Below are 12,625 nucleotides of genomic sequence, written 5' to 3' on the forward strand. Positions count from 1 at the left end.
TTGTTTTTTTATGCTATTATTACTTCAATTTCATTGTCTCTAAATACTTGTTTGTGTTTTTCCTCGATGTTATCATCAGTTATTATGTAGTCAATTAAGGATAATGCTCCCAAACTGGCTAATGCGCTTTTCCCCACTTTTGTACTATCAGCGACTAGATATGTTACTTCTGCAGCCTCAATCATTGCTTTTTTTACAACCAGGTCACTAATACTTGGATAGGTAAGTCCTGCTTTTAATGAAATTCCTGCCGTGGCTAAAAATAACTTCTGAACATGTAATCCTTTAAAAAAGTCTGCTGCTTTTTGTCCTGTAAGTGATAATGTAGGCGGTTTGAATTCGCCTCCCGTCATAATCACTTCGATATCCGGGTCAGCACCTAATAATAAAGCGATGTTTAATGCATTTGTAATTACAGTTAATCGTTTGTGACCTTTTAGTTTTTTTGCGATCTCTGTTGTTGTTGAACCTGAATCTAGAATGATAGTATCACCATTTTCTATGAATTCCAGACATTTCTGCGCAATAGCCGACTTCTGTTCCAAATTTTCCTGACGTTGCAGTGAAAAACTTCTAACCTGATCTTCTACATTTTTAATGCTTGCTCCACCATGTTCTTTAAGAATCAATCCTTCGCTTTCTAATTTTTCAAGATCTTGACGTACTGTTACTTCTGTGACTTTGAATAAGCGAGCTAAATCGTTCACTTTTGCAAAACCATCTTCTTTTAACAGGTCTAGTATTTTTTCTCTTCTTTGATTTGCTAACATGTTATTTGTTTTTAATATGTGAATAACAAATATAAACAATTGCAAAACAAATTAAAGTAGATGCAAAACAAATATAAAGCAAATGTAAAACAAAATAAAAGAAAAACAAAACAAAATAAAAGAAAGAAAAAGAAAATTCAGGTTTTTACTTTTTTTAACTAACAAAGTGTTGTGAGTTAGTTGTTTGTGTCTATAATTGTGTTGTTGGTTTCTTTTTTAGAGTGGAAAAATAATGTAAATAGTATTATTTAGTTGTTTGTGTTGGATGTTGCTAATTTCTTTGTTTGTTATAATTTATTGTATTCAGAAGAAGAAAACTGTAAGTTTTAAACTGAAAAGATTATAATAAAGTTTGTGAATTTGAATTCTTTGAGTCTTTGTTTTGTTAGCTGTCTATCTTCCTGTAGTTTCTTGTATTGCTTCATGAGATAGTAATTATTACTATTTGTAAATATTTCTTTGATGGGTTATACTTTTAGTTTATGATCAATTTCGTTTTCAATAAGCTGGTGTTGTTAACATTAAAATTACATAACAATAATCCTCTGTTAAGAATTTCTTAAAATCTAAAAATTTACTATAAGTAAATTTATATCCATTTTTGCAATGAAATATTTACTAATATTAATAATTTAACTGAAATGGAAAAAAATAGGTTTTTGATTTATGTAGTTTTTTTATTGGTTTCGCTGACAGCAGCAGGGCAAAAAGGAGCTATAAAAGGTAAAGTGTTTGATGGTGCTTTTCCGCTTCCGGGCGCGATTGTACAGTTGAATGGGACTCAAAAAAATGCTTCAACAGATTTTGAAGGAAGTTACAATATTACCGGAATTGAAGCCGGAGATTATGAAATCGTGGTTACTTATTTAGGCTACGAAAAAATCAGCCAGAAAATTACAATCGGCGCTGGAAAAGTAATGGTTGTTCCAAATATTTTACTAAAAACGTCCTCTAATAATCTGGATGAGGTAGTGGTGAAAGATAATTCAAAAAGACTAAGTGAAGCTAAAGCATTAAACATTCAAAAAAATGCAATCAATTTGGTGAATGTTATAGCTGCGGATGGAATCGGAAAACTTCCGGATCGTAATGCAGCCGAAGCAGTACAACGTGTTCCGGGTGTATCTATTGAGCGTGATCAGGGTGAAGGTCGTTATGTGGCTGTGCGAGGATTACCTGCTGAATGGAGTTCTACTACAATGAATGGAAACCGAATTCCAACTGCAGCCGATGAAGGGGCAAGCAGAGCTACGGCATTTGATTTTTTTCCGACGGAAATGATTGGTTATGTTGAGGTTTCTAAGGCTTTAACACCAGACATAGATGCTGATGCATTAGGCGGAAGTGTGAATTTTATAACAAAAACAGCGCCTTCTAAATTTACTGTAGATGCTAGTGTTGGTATGGGATACAATGCAAAATCGGATAAAGGAATTTATAGCGGGTCTGTTTTGGTTGGAGACAAGTCCAAGAATGGGAAATTTGGTTATATTTTGAATTTTTCACAATGGAACAGAAATTGGGCTTCTGATAATTTTGAAGCAAGAAGATCTGGAGATGAAGGTGTTTACCGCTTAGAATTAAGAGATTATACAGGTGAAAGACATACAACAGGTTTTAATGGCGGATTTGAATTTAATCCAAACGAAAGAAATAAGTTTTTCGTAAAACTGAATTACGGGAAACTTCTTGATGAAGAAACACACTTTAAACGTCGTATACGTTTTGATAAATTCAATGCAGCAACAAATACAGGAAGAGTAGAGCTTCAGAATATCTACAACGAATTGAACTTTGATTTCTATGGTGGTGAAGTTGGAGGAAAACATATTGGGAATAAAGGTGTTTTTGATTGGAGCGTAGCACATTACAGCACGGAGTTTTATTACGGAAATGTTCCTGATGCTCAAAACAACAGTTATTATTCTGTGTTTTTTAAACAAGATGGAGTAGGTTTAAATCCTGCCTATCTTCAAGATAGAGGAAACGGTCCAAGAGCGTATTGGGATTCTGATGGAGGATACATGAATACAGATAATATGTTTGGTTATTTGTCAAATCCTAATTTTCAGGACAGTCCTAATTTGATGAAGTTTAGTACGCTGGAGCTTTATAAAGTGGCTGTAAAAGAAAGAGATAATATTGTGGCATCGGCGAATTATGAATTTGATGCGAATGAAAATCTTAACTTAAAATTTGGTGCTAAATTTAGAGATAAAGACAGAATTGCCACTTTTGCAGATGAGTTTTACAATTGGAGCGGAGCGGCGGCTGTGCCAACTTTGGCAAGTTATGGACAGTATAATATTATGCAGCCAAAAGGAACAGAATATCTGAAAGAGCTTCATACTAATATTGGAAATAGTTTTGGACCAGTACTTTCTCCAACGGGAATGAATCAGTTTTACAATGATAATTTCACTAACGGTAATTTGAAATTGTCTGAAAGCGATTCTGAAATTCTTGCCAACGGCGGCGGATTAGGGCGTAACTTCAATGTTGATGAAACGCATACTTCTGTATATGGAATGGCGACGTATAAAATAAATAGTAAACTGATTTTTTTAGGAGGTTTGAGAGCAACTAACACCAATACAAAAGTTAGCGGTTATCAATATGATGTAACGCCTGAAAATCCGGATGGATTACTTTCTAAAGTTACAAAAACAAAAAACTATCTATCGCTTTTGCCAATGCTTCACTTGAAATATTCTCCTGAGGAAAATACAAACCTAAGACTGGCAGCAACGAGAACTTTTACAAGACCTGATTTTGGTTATCTGGCGCCGGGAGGTACTTATTTGGCCGCTGATAATGAATATGACGGAGGAAATCCAGATGTGAATCCTACATATTCTTATAATTTTGATTTGATGGGAGAACATTATTTTGGAAAATTGGATGTTGTTTCTGCCGGAGTGTTTTACAAAACGATTACCGATCCTATTTTTATGGATACCAAACAAGGTGATATCAACGGACATACCGGAGTTGAAATCTCACAACCTATGAATGGTGATAATGCATGGCTTTTTGGTGCTGAAATTAGTGGTAACAAAAAATTTGACTTTCTTCCAGGATTCTTGAATGGTTTTGGTGTGCAAGCCAACTATACTTTTACTAAGTCGCAAATGACAATACCAGGTCGCGCAGGAAAAACCAGTTTGCCTAGACAAGGCGATCATTTGGCAAATGCGCAATTGTATTATGAAAAAGGAAGAATAAATGTTAGAGCAGCTTATAACTTTAAATCAAAATATATTACCGAACATGGTACAAGTGGTTTGGATAGAGATGATGTTTATTACGGCGCTTATTCTGCATTAGATGCTACATTTTCATTCAAATTAACCAAGCATTTTACAATTTTTGCTGAAGCAAACAATCTTCTTAATGATAAATTGGAATATTATTATGGAGACGACAGCCGACCAAAACAAGTAGAGCTTTACGGAATCAGAGGGCAAATGGGAATAAAATGGAGCCTGTAGAATAAAATTTTGTTTGATGTTTTTTTATTGGAAGAGTCGGTTTTATGCCGGCTTTTCCTTTTTTTATGAGATTGGTTGTTTTGTTATAATGAAATTTTTATTCGATTTTGAAATGTAAAATTTTACTATTTGTAATTTTTTAATTGTTTGATGTTTTTATTTGTAAACTTTAAAATAACACTCTATAGAAAATTTATCTTTGATTCAAATGTTAATTAAAAGAAAAACAGATTTTTAAATGTGTAATGTTTTGATTTTGTTAGTGTTGATGTTTTTTTTTTTTTGTTCTTTTGTTGCCTATTTTTTATAGATAAAATTTTACTATTTGTAAAAATAATTAATAATATGTTTACTTTTGCTTAATATTAGTCTTTGTTTTGAATGCTACTTTTGTACTTGTAAAAACAGATTAATTATGCTTAAGAAGGTAAATAAGTTTACAAATGGTAAAAAAACATCGACGATGTTAATTATTATAGCGGTCTTTTTGTGTTACACAGGGATGTATGCCATACGAAAGTCGTTTTTAGCAGGTCAATACGTAGATCTTTCCTTAGGTTTTGGACTAAATGCAAAGATAACTTTAGTTATAAGTCAGGTTTTGGGTTATATGGTTTCAAAATTCATCGGTATTAAGGTGATTTCTGAAATGAAGAAAGAAAAAAGAGCGATTTGGCTGGTGTGTTTTATAACTTTCAGTTTGGCAATGTTGGGATTATTTGCAATCGTACCGCCTAAGTTAAAAGTATTGGCTTTATTCTTTAATGGATTGCCTTTAGGAATGGTTTTCGGAATTGTATTCTCTTACATTGAAGGCAGAAAAAACACCGAGTTATTGGCAGCAGCACTTAGCGCCACTTTTATATTTTCGACCGGACTTGTAAAAACAGCCGGTTTGCTTTTGATGCGTGATTTTAATGTAAGCGAATACAATATGCCTTTTTTGACAGGATTGCTTTTTTTTCCGCTTTTTCTGCTTTCTGTTATCGTTCTTAATTATTCGAAAGCGCCAAGTGAAAGCGATATAAAAGAACGTTCCGAAAGACAGCCAATGTATAAAAAAGAAAGAAAAGATTTTTTAAGAAAAAATTGGATTGGTTATTTTGGTTTAGTTGCTATTTATGTGTTGCTAACCATTGTAAGAGATTTTAGAGATAATTTTATAGTTGAGTTTTGGGCGGATCAAGGTTATTCGGGTACACCAAAAATTATCACACTAACAGAAATTCCTGTTGCAATAACCGTTTTATTAATTGCTGCCGCAGGAACATTGGTGCGTAAAAATAAGCTGGCTTATAACATCGGGATGAGTCTTACGATATTGGGTTCTGCAATGGTTTTGATTTCGACGGTTTTGTTTAATAATCATTTAATGTCTCCGGTTTACTGGATGGTTATTAGTGGTATTGGGGTTTATTTGCCATATATCTTATTCCATTGTCTAATTTTTGAGCGACTAGTGGCTTTGTTAAGTTTTAAAGGAAATGTAGGTTTTCTGTTTTATATAGCCGATGCTTTTGGTTATTTAGGAAGTGTTATGGTGCTTGTCTTAAAAGAAATTACAGGTTTTAATAAAAGCTGGACTCAGTTTTTTGTATCGTTGAATATTACGTCGGCAATAATGATTGGAATGATTACACTTTTTTCAATGTGGTATTTCAATCGACGTTTTTTACAAAGAAAACAAAAATCAGCAGCAATGCTTTGTTCTTAATTTTTATAATTAATTAAAAAATGAATACTAAATACGATTTAATTGTTATTGGTGGCGGAGTTTTGGGTACTTTTCATGCTTACCACGCCTTACAAAAAGGTTTAAAAGTTGCCATAATAGAAAAAGACAAACTGCCGGTAAGTGCTACAGTTCGCAATTTTGGTCAGGTAGTGCCGTCCGGAATGGATACAAAGTGGCAGAATTATGGACGAGAAAGTCTTAGGATTTATAATGATATTCAAAGCCAGTTTGATATTTCGATTCGAAAAAACGGATCTGTATATTTAGCTTCAAATGACGAAGAAGTGCAGCTTATTGAAGAATTAAGCATCATAAATAAAAACAATGGGTATGAATCGCTATTGTTAACCAAAGAGCAATGTCTTGAAAAATATCCAGGCTTGCGAAAAGATTATGTAAAGACGGGACTTTTCTTTCCTGAAGAAGTTACAGTTGAGCCAAGAATAATGATAAACCGTTTATTGGAGTTTCTTATAAAAAATAAAGATTTAGCTTATTTTGGAAATACAAAAGTAGTGCGTTGTGATTCACTTTCAGATGAAGTTGAAGTTGTAACCGCTAACGGAGAAATTCATAAAACGTCAAAAGTAATATTGTGCTGTGGTTCAGAGTTCAAAACATTGTATCCTGATATATTTGCAAAAAGCGATCTTGAAGTGACCAAATTACAAATGCTTCAGACAAAACCGCAAGCGGACTATCAATTAAACGGTTCGATATTAACCGGACTTTCTATTCGTCGTTATGAAGCTTTTTATGAGTGTCCTTCTTTCGACGGAATTAAAGCAAAAGAAGCATCAGATAGTTTTGAGAAAGAGTGGGGTGTTCATATTCTGTTTAAACAAGCAACTGATGGATCGGTTATTATTGGAGATTCGCATGAATATGCTGATGCAGCCAATATCGACGACCTCGGATTTGATTTGCGAATGGACGTAGATGAATTTATGATTGCTGAAGCTAAAAAAATATTCAACCTGCCAACTTACGAAATACAAAACCGTTGGTATGGTATGTATTGTCAGTGTAAAGAGAATGATATTTTTGAACATACTATAGAAAATAACATTCATATAGTAACGGGAATTGGAGGAAAAGGCATGACAGGAAGTGCAGGATTTTCTAAAGAAAACATTAAAAACATATTTAATTTAAAATAGATGATAGATATTAAACTAGTAGTTTTTGATATGGCAGGAACTACCGTAAATGAGAATAATCTTGTATATAAAACCGTTCAAAAAGTGATTAATCAGGAAGGGTTTTCGGTTTCACTTGATGAAGTATTGCTTTATGGTGCCGGTAAGGAAAAGCATACGGCTATAACAGATGTTTTAACTGCTTGTACTACAAATGTTGATGTTAAAACGATTGCAGATAAAGCTTTTAATAATTTTAAAGTGGCTTTGGAAACGGCTTATGATGAAGCTCAGATTTCTACTTTTAACGGAATGGAAGCCTTTTTTGATTCTTTAAGAAAACATGATATCAAAATTGCGCTGAACACAGGATATGATTCTAAAACGGCGAATAAATTATTGGAAAAATTAAATTGGAAAGTGGGTAATCAGGTAGATGCTTTGATTACATCTGATGATGTTGTAAACGGAAGGCCAAATCCGGATATGATTCAAATGGCAATGGCTAAGTTTGGGATCACGAATCCTGCTCAGGTTTTAAAAGCAGGTGATTCGGAAATTGATATTATGGAGGGGAAAAACTCCGGATGCGCAATAACAGTTGGTGTTCTTAGCGGAGCGCAGAATAAAGAACAGCTAGAAATAGCTAACCCCGATTATATTTTGAATGATGTGACTGAGCTTGAAGGCATTTTATTTCAATAAGAAGTTACGGCTCAGTAAACCCGTCTGTAAAGGGCGGGTTTATTCATTTTTAGCTAGAAAGAAATAAAGTACCAGCATTTTTGAAGGTATATTTCCTTTGTTTACTGGAACGTGTGGAATTCTTCCGTCAAAGAATATAGAATCTCCTTCTTTAAGTAAAACTTCTTCTTCGCCAATAATATACCAGCATTCGCCACTTAAAATATACTTAAATTCATAAGCATCTGTTTCTACTTTTCCCCGTTGCGAGCCCGGTTGTACTTCTAGTAAAACTGCTTCAAAAGCTACGGAAGATAATTGTTTACCGAAAATAGACAAGTATGAGAATCCCTTTGCTTCATCTTCTTTTTCAATTGTAGCATTGTCTTCTTTTCTTGAAATTATAAAATTGCTTTTATCTGATTTTGGAAGACCGTTAAAAAAATCCGATACCTCAATTCCGAGTGCTTGTATAATGTGCAAAAGAACAGGAAGCGATGGTATAGTTCTACCATTTTCAATTCGTGAAATAAGGCCGTTACTTACATCTGCATTTGTGGCAACTGTATTAATAGTAAGGTTGTTTTTTTTACGAATTTCTTTAATTCTTTTTCCTAAGCCAATAAGATAATCTTCCATAAAATTTGTTATAAGCAATATAATCGTAAAAGTCTTAAAATAACTTTACAATTCAAAATGATTATTGAGTTAGGTTTGTAGTAAAAAGGGATTAGTAAATCGTGGAGAATTAGTTGTCAAAGAAGTAAATAATAAGTATTCTAGCTATTTTTTTTTATAATATGTAACTTTATGTTGCAGTTTTGAAAAATCTAAATACGTTGGGTCTTTTTATAGTCTTCCGTCTATTTTATTTTTATCACGATTTTGCCACAGAGATTTTGTTTGGTTTTAAGAAAATTGAAAAACAGTGTAAAAGAATAAAATCTACGAATCTTAGTATTTGAAGATCTTGCAGTCTTAAATAAATTTGAAGTTTATGTATAAAAAAAAAAGTCCTAATTTTCATTAGGACTTTTTTAGTGGGGAGAGCAGGATTCGAACCTGCGAAGTTCACACAGCAGATTTACAGTCTGCCCTCGTTGGCCGCTTGAGTATCTCCCCGAAGCTTTGTATTGTTGTGCTTTGTTGTTCTAAGCGGTTGCAAATATAGGAACGTTTTCTACATCTACAAACAAAAATCGAAGTTAATTTTAAGTTATTTTTAAATTATTTTTTAATTGATTGGAATTGAATAAAATAAAAAATTTCTAAAATGTATTTTTTTTGAAATATTTTTAAAAGTAAGAATAATTGCACGACTGTTTTATGGTTTTTGCTTTCAGTTTGATCTTTAATAAAGCTGTCAGCCCTTGCTTTTGTGGATGTATTAATTAGAATTAAGGAAAGAATATTTGTTTAGTATTGTACTTTATAGTTGGTTTAATCTAAATTTTTATTGATAGGTAAAATTTAAGTCATCAGTATATCACTCTTTCTTTGACTGAATTTTAATCTCAGCTTGATGAAATTCCAATTTTAAATTGGCTATGGTATAAAATAAAAAAAATCTCCACTAGGGAGATTTTTTTTATTCTATTTTAAGAATGGTATTATTTAGCTAAAAGCTCTAATACTTTTGCTCTCAATTCTGAACCTCTTAAGTCTTGAGCAACTACTTTTCCTGAAGCATCAAGAATAAAAGTAGCTGGAATTGATTCAACATTATATTGTTTTGCAATTGGTTCATCCCAAAATTTTAGGTTTGAAACGTGTGTCCAAGTTAAACCATCTTTTGCGATAGCCTCTGTCCACTTGCTTTTGTCTTTGTCTAATGAAACTCCAACAATGTTTAATCCTTTTGAATGCAGCTCTTTGTAAATTGCTACAACATTAGGGTTTTCTTGTCGGCAAGGCCCGCACCATGAAGCCCAAAAATCAACGATAGTTACTTTGCCTAAACTTTCTTTAAGCGAAACTACTTTTCCTTCTGGATTTGGTGCAGAAAAGTCTGCTCTTCATTTAGCGTTACCAACTGCTGGAGCTGTAGCACCAACCGCAGGCATTTTCGCTTGACCTAATTTTGTTTTAACTTCTTTACCAGGAGTAGTATTTTTTAATGACTCATCTAAAGCATTAAATAAACTTTCTGTTTTTTTAATGTCAGCACTTGGGTCAGCAGCCATACCTTGAACAATTAAAACAGAGATAAAAGATTTTGGATGACCTTCAGCATAAGCTAAATATTTCTTTTTGCTGTTTTCTTGTACTTCTGTTTGAATAGTCATGTATTGTTTCATCAAGCCATTGATCGTTGCTGTATCTTGAGCTTGTTGAGCTTGTTGCATTTTTTGAGTATTCTTTTTCTGAAAATCAATTAAGCTTTTTTGAGTTTTGTTTAAATCTTCTTGAAATTTCACATACTCGTCATTGCTGTAAGTTCCAGAAATTTTTGATTTGTGGATACTGTCTTTATCAATTGCAATGTTGATTTCTCCTGTTTCTAAGATAAAAGGAATTGGTCCGTTTGCACCTTGAAGAATTAATGTATGGAAAGCTGGTTCAGTAACTTTTCCTTTTATTTCAAATTTTCCGTTTTCAACTTTTACTGTATCAAGAGCTAAAGGCATTCTTGTAGCTGGGTCTAGACCTTGAAGGATAATGGTTTTTCCGTTTTCAATTCCAGTTGCGGTACCAGTAATTAAGTATTCTCCGTCTTTAACTTTACTGCATGAAATGATAGCCGCAGAAGCTGTAAGTAAAAAAAGTATTTTTTTCATTATAAAAAATTAATTAGTTAATTGATTTGTGCAACAAAAGTATCTAAAATTATAAAACATACAGAATTTTGTAACCTAAAATTTTGTTATAGTTTTTTAGGGGTTAATTTGCCTGTAATCAATGTGTTTGGTGCTTTGATTTGATTTAAAACTCTAGTTTTGGTTTTATTCTGAGGCGCGATTTTGATTTTTTCTAATTTTTAAGCATAAAAAAAGCACCCTGTAAAAGAGTGCTTTTTAGAATATTTTTTAAGAAATCTATTCTTGATTTGTTTTCTTTCTCCAAGTAAAAGAGTTCAAAATGTGTCTTTTTGCAAATCTTCCAGGAGAATCTGCGTTTACCATTTTTACATAAGTAGCTTTAGGAACACTAATGTATTCGTAAACACTTCCGTTAGAAAAATCGATAATTAAACGACCTTCAACAAATTTATAATCAGTAATTGATGAAGTTGCGATAGTTTCAGTATATTCTGGTAAATTTAGTTTAATCGTTTCAGGATTAATACTTACCAAGAAATGGTACGCTTCAATGATAGCTTTACTTTTTTCTTCTGCCGCTTTCAAACCAGCATCATCGCCTTGAAATTTATCAGGATGAGCTTCTTTCATCGCATTACGATAAATGGTTTTCAAATCTTTTAATTCAGCAGTTTTGTCTACGTTTAGTAACTTGCGGTATTCAACTATTTTTTTCATAAATAAAAGGTAACTTCTTGTCTATTAGTTCGAAATGAGTGTTTTTACTTCAAAACGACAAATTTTTTGCAAAGGTACACTTTTTTTTAACTTTTCAGTTTTCATCTAAAAAATATTCCAGAAAGTTATCTGTAAAATGTAAAGAATCATAGAAAGTAATACTGATTTTAACCGCAAAGTTCGCAAAGCTTTGTGTAAAATATAGCTTTGCGAACTTTGCGGTTAAATTTTTCTGAATCTCAAAATAAAACTTACTTGTTTTCTGGTTTATGATTTGCTTTATCAAAATTCCTAGATTTCTTCGGGTATTTATCATAGCTGATATCACTTGGATTTTCGATTATAGATTTTATTGTAATCCAATCACCAACATTGAAATTTGAATGTGCTATTTTATAATCTAAAAGATACTCACCACAGAAATAATTATTGTTTTCATCTTTTTCGATAATACCTGTATAAATTCCTTTTTGAGGCATTCTTTCTTGCGAATCTTTAGACATGATTTTTTTGTTTTAAATTTATGAGGCAAAGTTAATCAATTTATGTTTGTTTTAGGGAGTTCGAGACAATCTGAGTATATTTGCACATGCAGAAAAACTTTAAACCACATCCAAATTCTTTTAAAAATACCTTTTGTGTTTTTCATGAAGTACTTCCAAATGAAATTGAAGGTTTAAAAAAACAGTTCGAAAGCAAAGCAGGAAGTTCTTACTATTATACAGAAGAAGGGATGTACCGCGTTTCGAATCATTGGGGAAGACTGGCAAACAGCAAGTGGCGTTTGGTAGCTCGTGAACCAGAGACGGAATCAAAAACAAAAATTGGATTTGCCGCTTGGAGCGATTTTTATCCTGATAATACTGAGGAAAAACTATATTATTTAGAAGCAGATTTTGATAAAAACCTTGCCAATTATCAGCATAAGAATAACCCAAAGTATGATAAAAAAGCAATTTTAAGAACAAGTTTTGAAACTGCTAAAAGATTAAAACAAATTAGAAACTTACAGCAATTAACTTCGTGGGCAAAGTATTTTGATTATGACGATCTAGCCGATTTACGAAAGCAGATTATTGATGAATTGATCTATACGGAGAAAACATTAGAAGAAATTAAAAGAGAAATATAATGGGACGGAATAACGAAAAGAATATTAAAACTCATAATGACAAGTTGCATAAAGCTCAAGCAAAGAAAAAGCAGGCAGAAATCGCCCGTAAAGAAAAGCTGAAAGAAATTGTGAAAAAATTCAACGAAGATAAAAAAGAAGAAAAGTAAATATAGTTTCAAGTTGTTGGAGCGAAAACCTGGAACTTGAAAACTTAAA

Annotated in this window: 11 protein-coding genes, 1 tRNA gene and 1 pseudogene; 6 read left to right on the forward strand and 7 right to left on the reverse strand. The window is 32.5% G+C overall.

Annotated features, from left to right (window positions below):
- Positions 1 to 8 precede the first annotated feature (8 nt).
- Positions 9 to 770, reverse strand: a complete 762-nt coding sequence (locus tag ACHRV0_RS20645; RefSeq protein WP_089056068.1) for a DeoR/GlpR family DNA-binding transcription regulator — start codon at positions 768 to 770, stop codon at positions 9 to 11.
- Between the two features lie 641 nt (positions 771 to 1,411).
- On the opposite strand from ACHRV0_RS20645, the gene ACHRV0_RS20650 reads away from it, so the two are divergent.
- From ACHRV0_RS20650 to ACHRV0_RS20665, 4 genes are all read left to right on the forward strand, one after another.
- Entirely contained in the window at positions 1,412 to 4,261 is a 2,850-nt protein-coding gene (locus tag ACHRV0_RS20650) for a TonB-dependent receptor (protein WP_395442309.1), read from the forward strand.
- 415 nt (positions 4,262 to 4,676) lie between these two features.
- Complete coding sequence (locus ACHRV0_RS20655; protein ID WP_395442310.1) at positions 4,677 to 5,975, forward strand: DUF5690 family protein; 1,299 nt, start codon at positions 4,677 to 4,679, stop codon at positions 5,973 to 5,975.
- A 20-nt stretch (positions 5,976 to 5,995) separates the two neighbouring features.
- Positions 5,996 to 7,156, forward strand: coding sequence for a TIGR03364 family FAD-dependent oxidoreductase (locus ACHRV0_RS20660; RefSeq protein ID WP_395442311.1), 1,161 nt, complete (start codon positions 5,996 to 5,998; stop codon positions 7,154 to 7,156).
- Positions 7,157 to 7,840 carry a phosphonatase-like hydrolase gene (locus ACHRV0_RS20665; protein ID WP_395442312.1) on the forward strand — a complete coding sequence of 228 codons (684 nt, stop codon included), beginning with the start codon at positions 7,157 to 7,159 and terminating at the stop codon, positions 7,838 to 7,840.
- Positions 7,841 to 7,879: 39 nt separating this feature from the next.
- Here ACHRV0_RS20665 and ACHRV0_RS20670 read toward each other — a convergent pair whose 3' ends face one another.
- The 6 genes and pseudogenes from ACHRV0_RS20670 to ACHRV0_RS20695 all read right to left on the reverse strand — a co-directional run bounded on the left by ACHRV0_RS20670 (position 7,880) and on the right by ACHRV0_RS20695 (position 11,798).
- Complete coding sequence (locus tag ACHRV0_RS20670; protein WP_395442314.1) at positions 7,880 to 8,458, reverse strand: helix-turn-helix domain-containing protein; 579 nt, start codon at positions 8,456 to 8,458, stop codon at positions 7,880 to 7,882.
- Between the two features lie 402 nt (positions 8,459 to 8,860).
- Positions 8,861 to 8,941: transfer RNA gene (locus tag ACHRV0_RS20675), tRNA-Tyr, on the reverse strand.
- Positions 8,942 to 9,429: 488 nt separating this feature from the next.
- Positions 9,430 to 9,816 (reverse strand): annotated as a pseudogene (locus ACHRV0_RS20680) (peroxiredoxin family protein); the annotation flags it as partial.
- A gap of 18 nt (positions 9,817 to 9,834) precedes the next feature.
- Entirely contained in the window at positions 9,835 to 10,596 is a 762-nt protein-coding gene (locus tag ACHRV0_RS20685; RefSeq protein ID WP_089059890.1) for a DUF4369 domain-containing protein, read from the reverse strand.
- Positions 10,597 to 10,854: 258 nt separating this feature from the next.
- The gene (locus tag ACHRV0_RS20690) at positions 10,855 to 11,295 is read right to left on the reverse strand and encodes a KTSC domain-containing protein (protein WP_089054020.1); all 441 of its coding nucleotides are present in this window, start codon (positions 11,293 to 11,295) and stop codon (positions 10,855 to 10,857) included.
- Positions 11,296 to 11,546: 251 nt separating this feature from the next.
- The gene (locus ACHRV0_RS20695) at positions 11,547 to 11,798 is read right to left on the reverse strand and encodes a hypothetical protein (RefSeq protein WP_395442315.1); all 252 of its coding nucleotides are present in this window, start codon (positions 11,796 to 11,798) and stop codon (positions 11,547 to 11,549) included.
- 86 nt (positions 11,799 to 11,884) lie between these two features.
- Here ACHRV0_RS20695 and ACHRV0_RS20700 point away from each other — a divergent pair, with 86 nt between their 5' ends.
- Together ACHRV0_RS20700 and ACHRV0_RS20705 are read left to right on the forward strand one after the other, a co-directional pair.
- Positions 11,885 to 12,427 carry a hypothetical protein gene (locus ACHRV0_RS20700; RefSeq protein WP_395442316.1) on the forward strand — a complete coding sequence of 181 codons (543 nt, stop codon included), beginning with the start codon at positions 11,885 to 11,887 and terminating at the stop codon, positions 12,425 to 12,427.
- Entirely contained in the window at positions 12,427 to 12,576 is a 150-nt protein-coding gene (locus ACHRV0_RS20705; protein WP_164975013.1) for a hypothetical protein, read from the forward strand. The genes ACHRV0_RS20700 and ACHRV0_RS20705 overlap by 1 nt, the downstream gene beginning before the upstream one ends.
- Positions 12,577 to 12,625 lie beyond the last annotated feature (49 nt).

Source organism: Flavobacterium sp. FlaQc-30 (assembly GCF_044005885.1).
GTDB lineage: Bacteria > Bacteroidota > Bacteroidia > Flavobacteriales > Flavobacteriaceae > Flavobacterium.

Excerpts from the sequence above, each read along its gene's own strand:
- ACHRV0_RS20670 (WP_395442314.1), bottom strand. The coding sequence starts at position 8,458 with ATGGAAGATTATCTTATTGGCTTAGGAAAAAGAATTAAAGAAATTCGT.
- ACHRV0_RS20660 (WP_395442311.1), top strand. The coding sequence starts at position 5,996 with ATGAATACTAAATACGATTTAATTGTTATTGGTGGCGGAGTTTTGGGT.
- ACHRV0_RS20690 (WP_089054020.1), bottom strand. The coding sequence starts at position 11,295 with ATGAAAAAAATAGTTGAATACCGCAAGTTACTAAACGTAGACAAAACT.
- ACHRV0_RS20655 (WP_395442310.1), top strand. The coding sequence starts at position 4,677 with ATGCTTAAGAAGGTAAATAAGTTTACAAATGGTAAAAAAACATCGACG.
- ACHRV0_RS20695 (WP_395442315.1), bottom strand. The coding sequence starts at position 11,798 with ATGTCTAAAGATTCGCAAGAAAGAATGCCTCAAAAAGGAATTTATACA.
- ACHRV0_RS20650 (WP_395442309.1), top strand. The coding sequence starts at position 1,412 with ATGGAAAAAAATAGGTTTTTGATTTATGTAGTTTTTTTATTGGTTTCG.
- ACHRV0_RS20685 (WP_089059890.1), bottom strand. The coding sequence starts at position 10,596 with ATGAAAAAAATACTTTTTTTACTTACAGCTTCTGCGGCTATCATTTCA.
- ACHRV0_RS20705 (WP_164975013.1), top strand. The coding sequence starts at position 12,427 with ATGGGACGGAATAACGAAAAGAATATTAAAACTCATAATGACAAGTTG.
- ACHRV0_RS20665 (WP_395442312.1), top strand. The coding sequence starts at position 7,157 with ATGATAGATATTAAACTAGTAGTTTTTGATATGGCAGGAACTACCGTA.
- ACHRV0_RS20645 (WP_089056068.1), bottom strand. The coding sequence starts at position 770 with ATGTTAGCAAATCAAAGAAGAGAAAAAATACTAGACCTGTTAAAAGAA.
- ACHRV0_RS20700 (WP_395442316.1), top strand. The coding sequence starts at position 11,885 with ATGCAGAAAAACTTTAAACCACATCCAAATTCTTTTAAAAATACCTTT.